Consider the following 20,075-nt stretch of genomic DNA (forward strand, 5'->3'; position numbering starts at 1 on the left):
CATGAGTTAACCATCTTGCTCGAGTAAATTATAATTCTTCTAATTTACATTCAAAATGTTGTCATAATTGTACTAAATTCAACCTATTTAAAGCAAAACATATTACTTCAATGTAATCATTACAAATAACTTTCAATCATATTCCATATTTTTTGTTGTTTGTCTTTTTTAATTGAAGAATAGCTTATAATCTCGTCCTCAGCTTCCATTTCTAATTTTTGCTGAATCTTCGCTAAATGCTTCTGTACTTTACCCTTAGCAATTTTATCTTCTTTCGTTGCTACAATAAGTGTTGGAATTTCATAGTATTTAAGATAATTGTACATAATGATATCGTCTTCGGTTGGGTTATGTCGTAAATCAACAAGTTGAATGACAAGCTTCAAGGATTCTCTTTGTGAAATATATCTTTCAATCATTTTACCAAATGCTTCACGTTGTGATTTACTCACTTTCGCATAGCCATAACCAGGTACATCAACAAATACAAGTTGATTATCTATATTATAAAAATTAAGTGTTTGTGTCTTACCAGGTCGTTGAGATGTTCTTGCCATATTCTTTCGACCAATCATACTATTGATAAACGTTGACTTACCTACGTTAGATCTGCCACTTAGGCCAACTTCACTTAAACCGGTTTCTGGATATTGTTCCGGTTTTACTGCACTAATTAATAATTCTATTTCATTAGGATTAACTTTCATTATCGTCCCTCTTTTCTTCTGAACTCATTGTTTATTATATTACACTATGGCTTATATGAATATGTATTTTTATTTTATCTATGCTTTCTTTTTTAAAAAATGGGACTAGGACAGAAAACTAATTTTTCTAATGAATTTTTGTCGTCCCACCCCGGCAAGAATGACTATAAATTGGAATACAAGAGCTGAATCTCTTTAAAAGGTTGATATAAGTACATTTTCAATTCAGTCAGCCACTGCCAATATAAAAAATGAGGATGAGACATGTGATATGTCCCAGCCTCATTTGATTCACCTAATTTAAGCAGAAGTTTGTTCCTTGTTTACAAGGTTACCTTCTTTATCGTATAGTTCAGGATCTTTTTCATCATTAATTGTTTCTTCTGTAATCACGACTTTTACAACACCTTCAGAAGAAGGCACGTCATACATAATATCAATTAAAGCTTCTTCTATAATTGAACGAAGGCCACGTGCGCCTGTCTTACGTTCAATTGCTTTATCACTGATTGCAGATAATGCTTCATCAGTAAATACCAATTCTACATCGTCAAGTTCTAACATTTTAGTATATTGTTTCACTAAAGCATTTTTAGGCTGAGTTAGAATATTTTTCAGTGCATCTACATTTAATGTTTCTAAATTAGCAACAATAGGTACACGACCGATAAATTCTGGAATCAAACCATATGATTGTAAATCTTCAGGTCTGATTTGTTCAAGTATTGCATCTTCATCATATTTTGAAGCTTCACTACTTGCAAATCCGATTACTTTCTCACCTAATCTACGTTTAATTACTTCATCTATACCATCAAAGGCACCACCAAGAACAAATAAAATGTTTGTTGTGTCAATTTGAATTAACTCTTGGTTAGGATGCTTACGACCGCCTTGAGGTGGCACGCTTGCAGTTGTGCCTTCTAAGATTTTAAGCAATGCTTGTTGTACACCTTCACCAGATACATCACGTGTAATTGATGTATTTTCTGATTTTCTAGCTATTTTGTCAATTTCATCGACATAAATAATACCCTTTTCAGCTTTATCAATATCAAAATCAGTTGCTTGCATTAAGCGTAGTAAGATGTTTTCAACATCGTCACCTACGTAACCAGACTTCAGTTAAACTTGTAGCATCAGCAATTGCAAAAGGTACATCTAATGTTCTAGCTAATGTTTGTGCTAAAAGTGTTTTACCACTACCAGTAGGTCCAATTAAAGCGATATTACTTTTTTGTAATTCAACTTCATCTTCATTTGGTCCTAAATTCTGTACACGTTTATAATGATTGTAAACAGCTACAGCTAATGATTTCTTAGCTTTTTCTTGACCGATTACATAATCATTCAATTGGTTCATAATTTCTTTTGGTGTCGGTAATTCAGTTAACCCTTCAGGTTCCGATTGAGCTAATTCTTCTTCTACAATTTCTGAACATAACTCAATACACTCATTACAAATATAAACGCCACTTCCTGCAACTAGCTTTTTAACTTGATCTTGGTCTTTGCCACAGAAAGAACATTTTAAATTTTCTTCATCTTCGTTGAATTTGAACATTCTATTTACACCCCTATTCCCTAAAGACTATACTAAATAGCATTTTAATATGCAACTTACAACTTTCACAAGTTATTTGCTTTAAAAATAGTGTAGCAGATACATTATTTGAATGCATCTGCTACTAGTTTACTATATTAAACGACCAACATATAATTCACAAAATAATTTGCTCTTTTTATATTTAGTTACGCTTCAGAGTCATCTTTAGATGGTTCTACTAATTTTGCTTCTTTAACTAATAAATCGATAACATTTTGGATACGAACATCATTTTTAACGATATCAGTATTACCAAGCGTTTGTTTAATATCTTCTACTGACATATTAAATTGTCCGCTCATTTTTTCTAATTCTTTATCGATATCAGCCTCAGTTACTTCAATTTCTTCAGCATCAACAATAGCAGTTAATGTTAAGTTTGTTTTAACACGTTCTTCTGCATCATCTTTCATTTGTTCTCTTAATTGCGACTCATCTTGACCAGAAATTTGGTAATATGTTTCTAAATTAAGACCCTGTTGTTGCATACGTTGTCCAAATTCTTGAACCATACGATCTAACTCAGTGTTAATCATAGCGTCTGGAATTTCAACTGAAGCATTATTTGATGCTTTGCTAATTGCTTCTTCTTTTTGATTATTCTCAGCGTCAGTTTCTTTTTGCTCAGTTAGTTTTTTACGTAAGTTTTCTTTGTATTCATCAACAGTGTTTGCTTCAGCGTCTAATTCATTCGCAATCTCATCTGTTAATTCTGGAACGTCTTTATATTTAATTTCATTTACTTTAGCTTTGAAAGTAGCTTCTTTTCCAGCTAATTCTTCAGCATGGTATTCTTCTGGGAAAGTTACAGTAACGTCTTTTTCTTCTCCAATTTTAACACCAACTAATTGTTCTTCGAATCCTGGAATAAATGAACCTGAACCAATTTCAAGGTCATAGCCTTCAGCTTGTCCACCTTCAAATTGTTCGCCATCAACGTAACCATCAAAGTCGATGTTAACTGTGTCGCCGTCTTCAACAGCGCCATCTTCTTTAACTACCATTTCAGCTAAGTGGCCTAATTGGTGGTCAATTGATTCTTGTAATTCTTCTTCAGTTAATTCAACATTTTGTTTTTCAATTTCAAGACCTTTATAGTCTCCTAACTCAATTTCAGGTTCAACTACTACACTCGCTTCGAATGTCATATCGCTACCTTTTTCCATTGTAGTTACATTGATTTCTGGTTGATCGACTGGTTTAATTCCAGTTTCGTCAATAGCTTCACCATAAGCTTCTGGTAATAAGATATCAACGGCATCTTGATATAGTGCTTCTACGCCAAAGCGTTGTTCAAAAATTTGGCGAGGTACTTTCCCTTTACGGAAACCTGGCACATTTATTTGTTTAACTACTTTTTTGAAAGCTTGATCAATTGCTTTGTCTACTTTTTCTGCTGGAACTGTAACGGTTAAAACGCCTTCGTTACCTTCCTTTTTTTCCCAAGTTGCTGTCATGTATAAAAACCTCCATGAATATCCTATTTTATTTTTTCAACTTCATTATTATATCATACGTCAATGCTCTACACAAACACTGAGTTTACAAAACATATTGAATGAATAATTGAAATTAATTTAATTATTATTTTACTACTATTATTAATTACCCAAAAATTTAAAAATTAATTATTCATGCATATCAATTGAAGTAATTAAGTTAACAATAGTATTTGTTGTGTCTAAACTTTCTAAGCCTAACATTGATTTGAAATAGTTTGTGTAAGCTTCAATCCATTCATCTTCAGATGCTATGCTTTCTATATCTAATGGATAAAGTAAAATAGCATGATTGTTCATCAGGTGAAGTGCTTCCTCTACAATTTGTGTCTGCATCATCTTCTATTTGCTTAATAACTTCTGGAATAATTTTAATCTTAAACAGTGTTTGTTCAAGACCAGATAGATGATTTGGATTTACTTCAACTGTATAATCAAATTTCTGAACACGAATGTTTTGATTGTATCCGGCAAAACGTAAATATTCAAGCATTATACTCACAACATTCGGTGCAAGTTCAATTTCATTAATAATATTTACCACAGTTTCTTGATATCGATACTGATTATGATCTATTAAAGTTAAGATTGTACTAATTTGTTCACGTAGTGACAACGACTCAAAATCACGAAGCATTTCTGCTTGCATGCGCATTATGTTTATCAATTTGACTTAGGGCATATTCTTTTAATGGAAATAGTTCCATTCTTGTTTTATGATCATTGACTTCATCAATAATTTGATTAATGACATCAACGACTTCAAAATATTGTCCTAATCCGTTTAAACTTTTCACGTAATAAACCATAAGATTATCATACTTAGTAATGCCTTGTTTTAGTAATATGATAGCTTCTTCACGCAACTCAAGATAATGCCCCATCTTATATAGCATGGCACATTTCAATAGAGACATTTGCTCATCTAATTCAAATTGCTTTTCAAAATCTTCAAACAGTTCATACATTTGATCTAATTCATTATTGTTAAAAGATTGTTTGATTTCTCTTATTAACTTATCTTTTGAACGTGGAAATGGAATGATATCAGACATTTTTATGCACCTCTATTGTATTGACTGTAATATTAATGTACTCCATGTTTCAAAGTCATCATAGTTATCTATTTTACTTTGATTCACCCATTTTATTTTTAATGTATCTGTTTCTTTAGCTTCAACCTCATTACTATTCACTTTAATTTTAAACACTACGCCTAAATGAACTTCGCCAACTTCATTAGTATCATCATTAATAAAACCTATGTATGCTAAATTTTGTGATTTACTATCTGACAGACCTACTTCTTCTTCAAGTTCTCTTTGTGCATTAATACGCAAGACTTCATTGATAGATTCAGCACCTTTAACATCGTTCATGTGTCCACCAACACCGATTGAAGATTGACCGTGCAAACGTGATTCTCCACCACCTGCTAATCGCTCATACACTAAAATTTCATCATTCTCATTTTCTAAAATACAATAAGATACCAATTGTTTATATGTCGGATCTTCCTCCATATCTCCACGACGCTTAATTTCATACTTTGAAAGTGCGTCAAAGATGTCTTGACCCTTTTCAGAATTTTTATCAAGAAAACCGTTGAATTGATTCTTTTCACTATTAAATAAAATTGTTCTCGGTACTACTGTAATCATTTCATCAAATTTAGACATAAGTTTCTCCTTCATATATGACTTCTTAGCCATTTTATCAAATGATAGTTATTTATCAAAATGTTAATCGATACAAAAATAAAGAGATGTACGAATTTGTACATCTCTTTATTTGAGAATTATTTTAAAGCGTCTTTAGCTTTAGCAACTAATTCACCGAAAGCTTTTTCGTCTGAAATAGCAATTTCAGAAAGCATTTTACGGTTAACATCGATTCCAGCTTTTTTCAAACCGTTCATTAATCTTGAATAGCTCATGTCATGTTGACGTGCGGCTCCGTTAATACGTGTAATCCATAATCTACGGAAATCACGTTTTCTTTGACGACGGTCGCGGAATGCGTACTGTCCTGATTTCATTACTTGTTGTTTTGCTACTTTATATAAAGTTCTTTTTGAACCAAAGTAACCTTTAGCTAATTTAATCGTCTTTTTACGACGAGCTCTTGTTACCGTTCCACCTTTAACACGTGGCATAATAAATTCCTCCTCAAAATATCTTCAATCTTTATTTTATCTGTCGTTACTTATTTTTTATAAGCTAATAATTGTTTAACGCGTTTCATATCTGATTTGCTCACTAATGAAGCTTTACGTAATTTACGTTTTTGTTTAGTTGTTTTGTTTGCAAACATATGTGATGTGAAAGCTCTAGAACGTTTTAATTTACCTGAACCAGTTCTTTTAACACGTTTCTGTTGCTCCACGGTGTGTTTTCATTTTAGGCATGATTCAATTCCTCCTGTAGTATCTTTTTATTTTTCGTTGAGTGGGTTAAGCATAATGAACATTTGGCGTCCATCCATTTTAGGTCTTTGCCCAATCGTAGCGATATCTTTACATTCTTCTGCAAATTTCTCTAATACGCGTTGACCTATTTCTTTATGCGTAATAGCACGCCCTCTGAAACGAATTGAAACTTTACATTTGTCGCCTTTTTCTAAGAATTTACGTCCGTTCTTCAATTTAGTTTGGAAATCATGTTCCTCAATTGTAGGACTTAAACGGATTTCTTTAAGGTTAATAACTTTTTGTTTCTTCTTCATTTCTTTTTCTTTTTTCTGTTGTTCGAATTTGTACTTACCATAATCCATGATTTTCGCAACAGGTGGTTTAGCATTAGGCGACATAATAACTACATCGAGTTCTACGCGCTCTGCCATTTCTAAAGCTTCTGCTTTAGATTTAATACCAATCTGTTCTCCGTCATGTCCGATTAAACGTAATTCTTTTGCACGAATCTTCTCGTTAACTTGAGTCTGATCTTTTGCTATGGTTGACACCTCCAAGATTTTTACGAAATTATCCCAAGAAAAAGAGCGGGTATATAATATACCCGCTCTTCTTTACACACAACAATGTCGTGTATATATAGACCTGCCAACTACTATCAGTGTCGCAACAGGTGAGAAGCGGGAGCTTCTACTTGGTTCGTTTCGTATTCAACATTACCTATCTTAGCAACAATTCATTAGCAAGTCAATAGCTTTTCTTATTATTTATCGTCCATTTTAACATTTTGTCTTAAATCCACTTGTTCTAATGGTACAATTTTTGTTTTATAACGTAGTTTATGATAAATGAAGAATGCTAAGAATACCGGAATACCCATATATGTGATAACAAATCTGTTAAGATCAAATTCTCCTGATTGGATGAAATCAACATCTTGTCCAATAATTACAAGTACACACAAGACACCTGCAAAAATAGGCCCAAATGGGAATAATTTAGCTTTATATTTTAATTTCGATTTATCATAGTTTTGTTTATCAAAAGCTTTTCTAAATCTGTAATGACTGACTGCAATACCAACCCATGCAATAAAACCAGTCAGACCACTTGCGACAACGATATACTCATAAGCGTCACCGCTCAAATGTTGTAGTACAAAGATAATTACTACGACTACTGCTGTAGCAAGTAATGATACGTATGGCACACCACTTCTATTTGTTTTACCAAATATAGGATATGCAAGCTTATCTTTACTCATTGAATATAGCATACGTGTTGAAGCGTACATGCCTGAGTTACCGGCTGATAATACTGAAGTCAATATAACAGCATTCATGAATGAGGCAGCAAATGCTAGTCCTGCATTTTGGAATACAAGCGTAAATGGTGAAGTTGAAATATCATCTCCGCCACCCATAAGTGATGGGCTATCATATGGTATCAACATACCGATTACAAAAATTGCAAGAATATAGAATATTAATATTCTCCAGAATACTTGTTTAATTGCTTTAGGAACTGCGCGCTCTGGATTTTCAGACTCTCCTGCTGTAATACCAATGAGTTCAGTACCTTGGAATGAAAAGCCTGCTACTAAGAACACACCTAAAATTGCTAAGATACTTCCTCCAAAACCATCACCTAAAATAGGACCATTACCTTGAGTAAACGTGTCAAAACCAACAAACTCGCCACCCATGATACCGACTATTGTTAATAAACCGATAGCAATAAAGATAATTACGGTAACTACTTTAATTAAAGCAAACCAATATTCACTTTCGCCAAATACTCTAACGGACAATGCATTCAGTCCAAATATGATAATTAAGAATAGACAGCTCCAACTCCAAGTCGGAATACCTGACATTGGTGTCCAATACTGTATTACTTGTCTTGCAATCGTTACATCAGTTGCAACTGTAATTACCCAGTTAAACCAATAGTTCCAACCTAATGCGAATCCTAGAGATGGATCAACAAAACGTGTAGCATATGTACTAAATGAGCCTGACACAGGTAAATATGTTGCCATTTCTCCTAGAGAAGTCATAAGGAAGAATACCATCGCCCCAATGATTGCAAAGGCTAAAAGCGCTCCTAAACCACCTGCATCATGGATTGCACCACCAGAAGTCATAAATAAACCAGTCCCAATACAACCTCCAATTGCAATCATGGATATATGGCGATCTTTCAGACCCCTTTGCACTCCATCATTTTGATTCACTTGTTTTGCCATAGACGCTTCCCTTCCTTAAATATAGAGGTTAACTTACTATATGATTAAGATTCATACTATTTATAGTTTGAGCAGTACTTCATTGTAATTAGGTATATAAATTACACAACAATTATAAATTTCGCTCTTTCCCGTTAACGTATTTATGATAATCATTCGACTAAAAATAAAATGGTTGCATACCTATTAGATATGCAACCATTTTAATAATAGCATTTATATAGGTAGCACATCACGTATGTGACAGTCCAGTTTCTTTCGATAACTGGCCCAACCTGTATAGTTAATGGACAATACAGGTTTCGGCATCTTCACCTTTCTATTATTCAACATATGCCCCATTCGGCTTCTGAATAATTACTAATTGAATATGCAACCTCTAACTCAAATTTAATTTTTATATGAATGTGAACTTACTTCACTATTCTGTAATATACATGATTTCACCAAGAGTTTCAAGACTATCTTTGTTTTTCAATCTAATCTCATCAAGTAAATTCCAAATGAATTCTTCTTTTTCTAATGTTTCTTGATCTTGGGAACCATATTTACGTACATTCACTTCATTATTTTCTACTTCTTTGTCCCCTACAACAAGTTGATAAGGGATTTTTTGCATTTGCGCTTCTCTGATTTTATAACCCATTTTTTCATTACGGTCATCAATTTCAACTCTAACACCTTGAGATTTAAGCTCGTCTTGAATGTGTCTAGCATAATCATAATGTAAATCAACATTAACAGGTATGATTTCTACTTGTTTTGGCGCTAACCAAGCGGGGAATGCGCCTTTTGTTTCTTCAGTCAAGAATGCAACGAAACGCTCCATAGTAGATACTACACCACGGTGAATGACTACTGGTCTATGCTGTTCCCCATCATTACCAATATAAGTTAAATCAAATTTTTCTGGTAATAAGAAGTCTAATTGGGCAGTAGATAATGTTTCTTCTTTACCCATAGCAGTTTGAACCTGTACGTCAAGTTTCGGACCATAGAATGCTTGCTTCACCTACTGCTTCTTCATAATCTAAGCCAAGTTCATCTACCGCTTCTTTCAACATACTTTCTGCTTTGTTCCACATGTCATCGTCATCGAAGTATTTTTCTTTATCTTCGGGATCTCTGTAACTTACACGGAATTTATAATTCTCAAAGTTGAAATCCTTGTATACATCAACAATTAAATTTACAACACGTTTGAATTCTTCTTTAATTTGGTCCGGACGTACAAAAATATGCGCATCATTTAATGTCATTCCGCGGACACGTTGTAAACCAGAAACCGCGCCACTCGCTTCATAACGGTGCATAGTACCTAATTCAGCAATTCTAATAGGCAATTCACGATATGAATGTGGTTTATTTGCATAAATCATCATATGGTGTGGACAGTTCATTGGTCTTAAGACCATTTCTTCGTGTTCATCTAATTTCATTGTTGGGAACATGTCTTCTTGATAATGATCCCAATGGCCTGATGTTTTATACAAATCAACGTTAGCCATCACTGGAGTATAAACATGGTCATAACCCATACTTACTTCTTTATCTACAATATAACGTTCAATTTCACGACGTATTGTAGCACCATTAGGCAACCAAAGTGGCAAACCTGCACCTACTAAAGGATTGTTAGCGAACAGTTCTAAATCTTTACCAATTTTACGGTGATCACGTTCTTTTCGTTCTTCCAACATTTTCAAATGCGCTTTCAGTTCTTTTTTATCGAAAAATGCTGTGCCGTATATACGTTGTAACATTTTATTATCACTGTTTCCACGCCAATATGCACCAGCTGTTGATAATAATTTAAATTCTTTTATTTTAGAAGTAGATGGCACATGAACACCACGACATAAATCAGTGAACTCTCCTTGTGAATATAGCGTCACATTTTCATCTTCTGGAATAGCATCAATTAATTCTTGCTTATACGGGTCGTCTGAGAAAAATGTTTTAGCTTCATCTCTCGAAACGACTTTACGTTCTATTGGATAGTTTTCATTAACAATTTGCTTCATTGTTTTTTCTATTTTTTCAAAATCATCTGATGAAATACTTTCTTCCATATCAAAGTCATAATAAAACCCACCATCAATTACCGGACCAACGCCAAAATGAACATTACCATATAGACGTTTTAAAGCTTGAGCCATAAGATGTGCAGTAGAATGACGTAACACTTCTAGCGCTTCATCAGAACCAGGTGTAACGATTTCAATTGATCCATCTTCGTCAATTGATCTAGTTAAATCTATGAGTTGTCCATTTAATTTACCGACTACAGCTTTTTTTCTTAATCCTGGACTTATAGAATGTGCAATATCTTCTGTAGTTGTACCTTTATCAAACACTTTTGAATTGCCATCTGGAAATTTAATATTTATTTGCTCCATAAAAAACCCTCCTATTTATTCAAGCACTTAAATCAAAATGAAATGACGTTTATACTGAATTAGACTCAAAAAAACAAAAAGACCCCATCCCTAAAAAGGGACGAGGTCTTCGCGGTACCACCCTAAATTAAAGTTATGATGTATTTGATATACATAACTTTACTCTACGTAAGATAACGGTCTTGAGCCGGATGTTCATTACAACATCATTTTATAAAGTAGTAACGAATAAACTTACTTACCAAGCATCTCATCTTTTACTGGTTCTCTGTGAAGTAGTGGTTTATTCATCTCGTCTTCATTTCATTTTTTATGATTTAGATTTAAGTTTATTATACAACATTTATTTTAGATTTCAATCGTTCCTGTAATTTTTTCCTTCTAAGAAATAAGGTGTTGATAATGTTTTGATTCTTTCCATTATTCTTGCGGACTTTGTTTTTTCTGTACCGTCTCGTGTAACAGAGAGGTGATATTCTAATTCTTCAAAACTTAAATTAGAACTGAAAAATGTAGGTAACTCTTGAACCATACGATAATGTAGCAATGGTCCAATCACTTCATCTCGTGCCCATGGTGTGATGTCTTCAGCGCCTATATCATCTAACATTAATATATTTGCTTCTCTCACTCTAGAGAGTTTTGTTTCAAAAGTACCATCTTTAAACCCGCCTTTAAGCGAACGAATAAATTCTGGTAAATAAACAATTGTAGATGGTATCTTTTCAGTTTTTAATTGATTTGCAATTGCGCCAAGGATAAATGATTTACCAGTACCAAATGGACCATGTAAATATAAACCTTTAATTTGGGTCTCTTTATTTGTTATTTTTTCACAAATTTGGTTAGCGACCATTGCGACATCTAATCTATCTCTTCTATCCATATATATATCTTCAAGTTTTGCATCTAGTGTGTCACGTTGCATATGGTGCGACGTAATTAAATGTTTATTAAACCGTTCTTCATCATGTTTAATTTTACAAGGACAAGGTAAGTAGCGAATTTTTATATGATTATGTTCGATATATAATTCAGGAATATGACCTGTAACAAAATTGGGACAGTCTTTTAATTTATGACCATCATAACGCTTTTCTTGATCTTTATATTCTTGTAAAATATTCAAATCTTCATCTATCATTGCATTCGTCAATTCAGCTTTATGTGACTCTAGAAACTGTTTAACGTCTGGATCATTGACGACATCTTTTTTTATTTTGGCAATTTTTTTTGATAAATCGTTAGAATCGCCCATAATTTGATTAAAAGGTTTCATTTATTTGTCCTCCTTCCATCTATCTTTAAGTTGATTTAAAAACTGTTCTCTATCATTCTTCAATTTTTCATCATCTTCATTATTATTTGAAGTGTCAGTTTCTGCTTTGTTATCTCGCTCTTCTAACCATTTAGGCGTCATCTCTCTCGATGCCAGTTGTTTTTGTTTATAATAAGGTTTAGATGACTTGTTTTCAGTCTTAGGTTGATTCACTTTTATCGCGTATTGATATGCTTGTTCCGCTGTTTTGATACCTTTTTTCTTCCAATTGGATGCTATTTCAAAAATATAAGTCTTAGGTAGCTTCATATCTTCTTTCAACATCACAAATTGTAACAGTATATTAATGACACCGAATGACAATTGTTCACGTTCTACTAACTCTTCAATCATATATTTTTGTTGTGTTGTCGGTTCAGATTCTGACCAAGATGCTAACATATCTATTGGACTTGTTTCTTCTAACTGTTTTAACCATGTAGCAGAGTTATCCTCATTTTGTGTTTGGTTTTGAGTTTGGTTATCATTCTGCGTTTGATCAACTTGGGTTGTGTTATCTGCATAATTGTTAGTTTTTATATTTAAAGATGGCATTTGTTGTTCATGCTCCATCAAATAATAAGTTCTTGCATGTTTTCTTAATTCTTCAAACGAAAGTTCTTGTGCGCTTGTTATAGATTTTAAAATGATGCGCTTCATCGGCTCAGGCGTTAAACCATATAAGGTCGCGATTTGTGTGATTAAAGCTTTTGCTTCTTTATCTATAATTTTTGTGCTAATAAAGTGATTTTGTAATAAATCATATAGTGTTTCAAAATCAAAGTGCACTTGTGACAAGTTTAAACCTTCATATGCAGTTTCACTTTGGATTTCATTTGTATCGTTATCTAAGGACTTATTAGGCACCTTAAACACATCAGTGAAATTGCGTGTCACATCTTGATATTTACTAAAGTCAATTTGCTTTTTATGTTCAAAATGGCGTTTCAATTGTTGATAACGTTGTTTGCTTACTTCACTAAACAAATACACTGATAACATTGGATCACTGAAAAATTGTTTTGCTGAGGGTGGTTGAACAAGCTGATAAACAAAAGACGAATGCTGTGCATCATGATTCACTAATGTTTTAACTAAACCAATACCCTCTAATAAGTCCATATCTTTTCTAAATTCTAATAAATTAATCTTTAACTCACTCATAATTATATAGTGCGTCAATACAGAATCCGCTTCATATTCTACAAACTGATTCAAATAATGATATAAACCAATTGCATTTGCACCAATCATTGGTGTGAACAATCTATTTAAAATTTCTAGATGCTTACTGTTCAAATAGAAATTTCGCACAACAGTAAAATTATCATGTGGTCTCAAACCATAATCATATGATTGTAACCCCATTTAAGAATCACTCCGTTTATTTCCAGCTAAAATACCTTGCATAGATTGTAATAGTTGATCTACATCCTTAAATTCTTTATATACAGATGCAAATCTAACATATGATACTTGATCTACGTGCATAAGCAAATTCATCACATGTTCTCCAATTTCTCTTGAAGAAATTTCTGCATGTCCGTCATCACGTAACTTCCATTCAACGTTATTCGTAATATCTTCTAATTGTTGATAACGTACTGGTCTTTTTTCACATGAGCGTACCAATCCATTTAAAATCTTTTCACGTGAAAATTGTTCCCGCGTACCATCTTTTTTCACCACAATAAGTGGTCTTTTTTCTATATGTTCAAAAGTTGTGAATCTCGTACTACACTTTTCACATTCTCTTCTACGTCGAATCGCATTAACTTCATCTGCATGTCTAGAGTCTACAACACGAGAATGAGTCGAATTACATTTCGGGCATTTCATCGAATTATCACCCTCTCGTTTTGATTACTTATCATTATACTATAAATATGTATGTCACAAAAGAATCACTATGATACATGTAAAATACTTAATGCATTATGTAATTTTTATCACTAACATCCCAAATATTGTTAGAAATTAAAATACTTATCACGTCTCCCTGACAGTAAGTTTAACATGCTCAGTAAATTCATCATTGTCTATTTCTACAATCATCTATTATATAGGTTTAAACGACAAAATGAAAACTCCTTTCAAAGTAGGCACTATCAATGTGCATCACTTCAAAAGGAGTATACATAATACTTTCTATTATAATGTCGTATAGTCTAAACATGGTAGTTTCTTAAAATTTAATCAAATAGATTATTATTAACTGTTATAAATGTGTACTTTAATTTGTGACAGCACCAACATCATTTTTGAGTAATTGACCTATTTGTTCAGCTACATCTACTACTCTATTTGAATAACCCCATTCATTATCATACCACGCGATTACTTTAACTTTATTATCACCCATAATCATTGTACTTTGTGTATCAATAATTGCTGAATGTGGGTTTGTATTAAAGTCCATAGATACTAAAGGTGCATCTTCAGTTGCAATCACACCGTCTAAGTCATTATCTTTAAATGCTTGATTGACTTGTTCAGCCGTTACATTCGTGTCTAAATCAACGACTAAATCCACTAATGAAACATTCTTCGTCGGTACTCTTAATGCCATACCGTGCAATTTACCATCTAATTCAGGTAGAACTTCTGTTAGTGCTTTTGCGAGCACCTGTTGAAGTTGGAATAATACTTTCATTGCAAGAACGCGCACGTCTTAAATCTTTATGCGGATTATCTATATTATTTTGATCATTCGTAATGGCATGAACCGTTGTCATTAAACCGTTTTGTATACCAAATTGGTCATTTAATACTTTTGCAACTGGACCAATACAGTTTGTAGTACATGAAGCATTGCTAAATATGTCATACTCTTCAATGTTTAATTGCTCATTATTAACACCTTTGACAATCATTTGGACTTCTCCACCTTTAGATGGGCCAGTAAGCAATACTTTTTTAGCGCCTGCATTAATATGTGCAACAGCTTTATCTCCATGATTGAATTTTCCAGTAGCTTCAATAACGATATCGATGTTCAGCGTTTCCCAAGGTAAGTGCTCAGGATTTCTTTCCGCTACAAGCTTAATCTCATGATTATCAACTTTGACGCCATTTTCTATAGGCTCTACTTTTAAATCATAAGCACCATGAGTTGTATCATAATTAATTAGGTGGGCAATCGTTTCAGGAGGGTAGCTCGCATTAATTGCTACTACATTTAAATCCTTATTTTTCAAAGCGATTCTTAATACCATTCTTCCTATTCTACCCATTCCATTAATTGCAATATTTGTCGTCATTCAAAGCACCCCTTGTTTTTGTGTTATACTTTATGGAAATAGTATAACATAAATAAAAGTACAAGAAAGCGTTTTCTAAAATAAATTTAAAAAAATTTAAATTCCGCATACCTATGAACTTAAAGAGCCCTTTTCATAATAAGTTTATCCAAATAATTTAACTTCATATTGAAAAAGTACCACTCAAACTTAAATTATAAGTTGAGTAGTACTTCAGAATATACTTATTAAACCATACTAATGTATATTAAATCAAGCTTACGAAAATCATCATTTAAAGACTCATGATTTATTGCGCCTCTTCTTCAGTATTGTTGTGAATATAACCTTCCTCTACGAGCAATTGTTCTAAGTTCTGTTTCAATTCTAATTTCGTATCACGGTTATCAATTTCACGATCCGCCATTCTACGTTTTTTATCAATTGAAATTTGGCTATAAACGCGTGCTTTCGCATCTTCCATTGATAAATCATTACGTTCCATCAATCTATCAATTTGTATACTTTCAGAAGTGTATACTAACCAAACTTCATCCACAGTATCTTGTAAGTCATTTTCAAATAATAACGGAATATCCATAATTACGTTATAGCCTTGCTCAAGATAAGCTTCTTTTTCTTGTTCCATGATATCTCTAACAATAGGATGAACAATTTCATTTAATTCCAATCTTTTCTCTGGATGATTAAATATGACATCTCCTACATATGATCTATTCATATTGCCATCTTCATCTATTGCTTCTTCTCCAAATGCTTCTTTAACTTGTTCTAGTCCTTTAGTACCTTTTTCTACTGCTTGGCGTGATGCAACATCTGCATCTACGACTTTAAAACCATGTACGGTTAATAATTCCGAAACACTAGATTTACCTGATGCGATACCACCTGTTAGTCCTATAACTTTTGGCATAATATCACTCTTCCTTTATTTTTGACATGTAGCGCAGAAATGACTATTTCTCGTTGCAATAACTTGAGTTTCAATATCACTTCCACACACTTTACATATCTTTTGTTTATAAACATTAAGATGTAATTGCATCGTACCTGTACTACCGTCTGCATGACGATAATCAGATATGCTCGTTCCACCATATTTTATACCCGCTTCTAATACATCTCGAACATAATAAAATAATATTTCTCGTTCTTGATTATTTAACTCTTTTGATAGACGCGACTTGGATGGATACCTGCTCTAAAAAGCGCTTCACACGCATAAATGTTACCACAGCCCGAAATGACCCGATGATCTAAAATCATTTGTTTAATTGGCTTGTTCTGGTAAAGTTTTTTATTAAACCATGATAAGTAATGTGGCATTGCTTCTTCATCAAATGGTTCTGGAGCGATTTCTAAAAATGATGGATACGCTTCAAATGATGGCACATTTCTAATTTCACCGAAGCGGCGAATATCAGAATAGACAAGCAACTTATCATTATTTAATTTAAATATAACATGCCAATGTTTACGATAATTTGGAACACTAATATCTTCTATTTTATCGACTACAAAGAAACCACCGACCATACCCAGATGGCTAATGAGTATTCTTTCTTCACCGTCTTTCTCTAAATAGAAAACGATATACTTACTTCGTCTATCTATATCATTTATTGTAAATTGCTCAGTAAAGCGTCTAAACGTATCTAATTCTAAACCTTTAATTATTGTTTCACGTTTGTTTGCTTTACCTTCATGCACTTTGTCAGAAAAAGTAACTGATTCAATTGTTTGTCCTTTAACAAAAGGTTTAATACCTCTTTTTACATGTTCTACTTCTGGTAACTCAGGCAATATAATACCCTCTTTCTATTTTGCATCGTACCATGTTTGACCATAGCTAGATTCAACTTTTAATGGTACATCTAACTCTATCGCATTGTCCATAATCTTTTCAATAAATTTTTCAAATGCTTCTACTTCTTCTTTAGGTACTTCAAAAATCAATTCATCATGCACTTGTAATAAAAGTTGCGCATGGAAATCCGTATCTTTAACTTCATTTGCAAAATTAACCATGGCTAATTTAATAATATCTGCAGCTGTACCTTGAATTGGTGTATTCATTGCGGTTCTTTCTGCAAAACCTCTTAAATTAAAGTTTCTACTTGTGATATCAGGTATATATCTACGACGATGTAATAATGTTTCAACATAGCCCTGAGCTTTACAGTCTTTAACAATATCTTCCATATATTGTTTAACACCAGGGAAACTATCTAAATAATCATCAATAAATTGTTTGGCTTGTTTTCTTGTTATGCCTAAACTTTGGCTTAGACCATAATCACTTATACCATAAACAATTCCGAAATTCACTGCCTTCGCTTGTCTACGCATCGTGCCATCAACTTCATCTGGTTGCACATTGAATACTTTCATAGCTGTAGCTGTGTGAATGTCTTCATCATTAATAAATGCTTGTTTCATACTTTCATCTTGCGTGATGTGCGCCAATACCCTTAATTCAATTTGCGAGTAATCGGCTGCAAATATGACATTATTTTCATCTGTAGATTTAAACGCTTTTCTAATTTTTCTACCCTCTTCTAAACGAACAGGTATATTTTGTAGGTTAGGATCAATAGATGACAATCTACCAGTTTGTGCTAGCGTTTGGTTAAAACGTGTATGAATACGATTATCCTCAGCAATTACTTTTTGTAATCCTTCTACATACGTAGATTGTAATTTAGCAAGTTGTCTATATTCAAGGATATGTTCAATAATTGGATGTTCACCTTGTAATTGTTCTAACACATCTACTGCTGTGGAATAACCAGTCTTCGTTTTTTTAATTACAGGTAACTCTAATGTTTCAAATAATACAACACCTAACTGTTTTGGTGAATTGATATTAAACGGCTCTCCTGCAGCTTCATGTATATTTTTTATTAACACATCTAATTTACTTTGAATCTCTTTTTCCATTTCTTTTAAATCATCAGCAACTGTATAAATACCTGTTTCTTCCATTTCACTTAAAATGCGTGCCAATGGTAACTCTAAATCATATAGTAAATCTGTTTGGTTATATTCATCTAGTTGTTCTGCCATTTTAGGTTTAGTCGCACTAATTGCTTCTATAATAGTTGCTACATGATGATTCAGAACTTCATCTTCAGGCAACTGTCTTTTTTTGCCTTTACCATAAATAGCGATGGTTTGTTGTACGTAATACTGACCATAATTCGTAACAACTGAATTGACGTCATCTATTGTACGGGATGGATCAATAATATAACTTGCTAACATCACATCAAACACAATGTGCTTAATCGCGATATCTAATCTATGTGCGACGACATATGATTTTTTAGCATCATATACATTCTTTTCTGTAGTACTATCTTCTAACCATGCAATAAGTTCTGGATAATCATGCATCTTATGTGCATCAATAACAACATGGTGTGTGCCATCATATAAAGCAAATTTTAATATGTCATCTTTTAAATAATTAGAACCATCTAACTCAAAATGTATAGTCGCAGCAGTCAAGTTGTTAAAATCAACCTGTGCAAAATCACTCACTGTATTGATTTCCATTTCTTCAACACTTGAGCTACTACCATCAACATCTATTTGGTCCAACAATTGTTTGAACTCCAATTTTTTAAATAATTCAATTTTATCATTTGTATCTGGATTTTCTTGTAACTTAGTCTCGTTTAAGGATACTTCAATTGGACTTTCACAATTAATTGTCGCAAGTTCCTTACTCATTAAAGCATCATCTTTACTATTTTCAAGTTTCTCTTTTAATTTCTTACCTGACACTTCATCTAGGTGTTCATAGACATTTTCAACATTTGAAAATTGCTTCAATAATTTAATTGCTGTTTTCTCGCCAACACCTGCAACACCTGGAATATTGTCCGAAGCATCACCCATTAAGCCTTTCATATCAATAATTTGTTCTGGAACCAAACCATCATATTTTTCGGCTATAAATTCCGGCGTGTAATGATCAACGTCTGTTACACCTTTTTTAGTATAATAGATTGTCACGTCATCTGTAGCAAGTTGTGTTAAATCTCGGTCACCAGTTACGATAATCGTTTGGAATTTTTCTTCATTTGCTTGTTTACTCAGCGTACCGATAATATCATCCGCTTCATAATTGTCTAACTCATAGCGCTTAATTTGATAAGCATCTAATAATTGTCTGATATAAGGAAATTGTTCACTTAATTCAGGTGGTGTTTTTTGACGTCCACCTTTATATTCACTATATTGTGAGTGTCTGAACGTTGTCTTTCCGAGCATCGAATGCAACTAAGAAATGTGTAGGCTGTTCTTCTTTTATAATTTTTTCAAGCAACATTGCAAAACCGTACACGGCATTGGTATGAATACCTGCTTTATTTTGTAACAATGGCAAAGCGTAAAAAGCTCTAAAGCTAAGACTGTTACCATCAACTAAGATTAATTTATTCAATGTTTTAACCTCCAACACATATTTACTATCCATTTTATCATAAATTATGACCCTATCCGTATTGATACGACATATCTTCTGATTTTCATAGCAATATAAAAAGTCGACCTAACAACATTAAGTTAATTAGATCGACTATCAATTTGATATTATACAACAATTGTTCATTTAAAGTATA

10 protein-coding genes, 7 pseudogenes, 1 riboswitch and 1 other annotated feature are annotated in these 20,075 nt (G+C 32.9%); all 17 genes and pseudogenes read right to left on the minus strand.

Annotated elements, in window-relative coordinates; translation table 11 throughout:
- Positions 1-119: 119 nt before the first annotated feature.
- The 17 genes and pseudogenes from yihA to polA all read right to left on the minus strand — a co-directional run bounded on the left by yihA (position 120) and on the right by polA (position 19,897).
- Complete coding sequence (gene yihA, locus ABLV95_RS06180; RefSeq protein WP_046465528.1) at positions 120-707, minus strand: ribosome biogenesis GTP-binding protein YihA/YsxC; 588 nt, start codon at positions 705-707, stop codon at positions 120-122.
- Between the two features lie 300 nt (positions 708-1,007).
- Positions 1,008-2,271 (minus strand): annotated as a pseudogene (gene clpX / locus ABLV95_RS06185) (ATP-dependent Clp protease ATP-binding subunit ClpX).
- Between the two features lie 188 nt (positions 2,272-2,459).
- Positions 2,460-3,770 (minus strand): trigger factor, encoded by a 1,311-nt coding sequence (tig, locus tag ABLV95_RS06190; RefSeq protein ID WP_460876630.1) that lies wholly within the window; start codon positions 3,768-3,770, stop codon positions 2,460-2,462.
- A gap of 171 nt (positions 3,771-3,941) precedes the next feature.
- Positions 3,942-4,867 (minus strand): annotated as a pseudogene (locus ABLV95_RS06195) (hypothetical protein).
- A gap of 12 nt (positions 4,868-4,879) precedes the next feature.
- Positions 4,880-5,491, minus strand: coding sequence for an NUDIX domain-containing protein (locus tag ABLV95_RS06200; RefSeq protein WP_046465532.1), 612 nt, complete (start codon positions 5,489-5,491; stop codon positions 4,880-4,882).
- 119 nt (positions 5,492-5,610) lie between these two features.
- Entirely contained in the window at positions 5,611-5,967 is a 357-nt protein-coding gene (gene rplT / locus ABLV95_RS06205) for a 50S ribosomal protein L20 (protein WP_002507379.1), read from the minus strand.
- 50 nt (positions 5,968-6,017) lie between these two features.
- Positions 6,018-6,219 (minus strand): annotated as a pseudogene (rpmI, locus tag ABLV95_RS06210) (50S ribosomal protein L35).
- Positions 6,220-6,245: 26 nt separating this feature from the next.
- Complete coding sequence (infC, locus tag ABLV95_RS06215) at positions 6,246-6,773, minus strand: translation initiation factor IF-3 (protein WP_002507377.1); 528 nt, start codon at positions 6,771-6,773, stop codon at positions 6,246-6,248.
- A gap of 22 nt (positions 6,774-6,795) precedes the next feature.
- Positions 6,796-6,924, minus strand: a sequence feature (ribosomal protein L20 leader region).
- A gap of 61 nt (positions 6,925-6,985) precedes the next feature.
- Positions 6,986-8,470 carry an amino acid permease gene (locus tag ABLV95_RS06220; protein WP_460876632.1) on the minus strand — a complete coding sequence of 495 codons (1,485 nt, stop codon included), beginning with the start codon at positions 8,468-8,470 and terminating at the stop codon, positions 6,986-6,988.
- A gap of 217 nt (positions 8,471-8,687) precedes the next feature.
- Positions 8,688-8,860, minus strand: a riboswitch (Lysine riboswitch).
- 31 nt (positions 8,861-8,891) lie between these two features.
- Positions 8,892-10,869, minus strand: a pseudogene (gene thrS / locus ABLV95_RS06225) (threonine--tRNA ligase).
- A 355-nt stretch (positions 10,870-11,224) separates the two neighbouring features.
- On the minus strand, positions 11,225-12,148 hold the full coding sequence (gene dnaI, locus ABLV95_RS06230) for a primosomal protein DnaI (RefSeq protein WP_460876634.1): 924 nt from the start codon (positions 12,146-12,148) through the stop codon (positions 11,225-11,227).
- Complete coding sequence (locus tag ABLV95_RS06235) at positions 12,149-13,555, minus strand: replication initiation and membrane attachment family protein (RefSeq protein ID WP_427704260.1); 1,407 nt, start codon at positions 13,553-13,555, stop codon at positions 12,149-12,151.
- Positions 13,556-14,026 (minus strand): transcriptional regulator NrdR, encoded by a 471-nt coding sequence (gene nrdR, locus ABLV95_RS06240; protein ID WP_285323343.1) that lies wholly within the window; start codon positions 14,024-14,026, stop codon positions 13,556-13,558.
- A gap of 394 nt (positions 14,027-14,420) precedes the next feature.
- A pseudogene (gap, locus tag ABLV95_RS06245) lies at positions 14,421-15,447 on the minus strand (type I glyceraldehyde-3-phosphate dehydrogenase).
- Positions 15,448-15,736: 289 nt separating this feature from the next.
- Complete coding sequence (gene coaE, locus ABLV95_RS06250; protein WP_046465538.1) at positions 15,737-16,360, minus strand: dephospho-CoA kinase; 624 nt, start codon at positions 16,358-16,360, stop codon at positions 15,737-15,739.
- 15 nt (positions 16,361-16,375) lie between these two features.
- Positions 16,376-17,250: pseudogene (gene mutM / locus ABLV95_RS06255) on the minus strand (bifunctional DNA-formamidopyrimidine glycosylase/DNA-(apurinic or apyrimidinic site) lyase).
- A 15-nt stretch (positions 17,251-17,265) separates the two neighbouring features.
- Positions 17,266-19,897: pseudogene (polA, locus tag ABLV95_RS06260) on the minus strand (DNA polymerase I).
- Between the last annotated feature and the right edge of the window lie 178 nt (positions 19,898-20,075).

This window comes from Staphylococcus sp. Mo2-1, assembly GCF_046721385.1.
Classification (GTDB): Bacteria; Bacillota; Bacilli; order Staphylococcales; family Staphylococcaceae; genus Staphylococcus; species Staphylococcus equorum_A.

What these genes read in the sequence shown, in the direction of transcription:
- coaE (WP_046465538.1), bottom strand. Translation starts at nt 16,360, where the DNA reads ATGCCAAAAGTTATAGGACTAACAGGTGGTATCGCATCAGGTAAATCT.
- ABLV95_RS06235 (WP_427704260.1), bottom strand. Translation starts at nt 13,555, where the DNA reads ATGGGGTTACAATCATATGATTATGGTTTGAGACCACATGATAATTTT.
- dnaI (WP_460876634.1), bottom strand. Translation starts at nt 12,148, where the DNA reads ATGAAACCTTTTAATCAAATTATGGGCGATTCTAACGATTTATCAAAA.
- nrdR (WP_285323343.1), bottom strand. Translation starts at nt 14,026, where the DNA reads ATGAAATGCCCGAAATGTAATTCGACTCATTCTCGTGTTGTAGACTCT.
- rplT (WP_002507379.1), bottom strand. Translation starts at nt 5,967, where the DNA reads ATGCCACGTGTTAAAGGTGGAACGGTAACAAGAGCTCGTCGTAAAAAG.
- ABLV95_RS06220 (WP_460876632.1), bottom strand. Translation starts at nt 8,470, where the DNA reads ATGGCAAAACAAGTGAATCAAAATGATGGAGTGCAAAGGGGTCTGAAA.
- yihA (WP_046465528.1), bottom strand. Translation starts at nt 707, where the DNA reads ATGAAAGTTAATCCTAATGAAATAGAATTATTAATTAGTGCAGTAAAA.
- ABLV95_RS06200 (WP_046465532.1), bottom strand. Translation starts at nt 5,491, where the DNA reads ATGTCTAAATTTGATGAAATGATTACAGTAGTACCGAGAACAATTTTA.
- tig (WP_460876630.1), bottom strand. Translation starts at nt 3,770, where the DNA reads ATGACAGCAACTTGGGAAAAAAAGGAAGGTAACGAAGGCGTTTTAACC.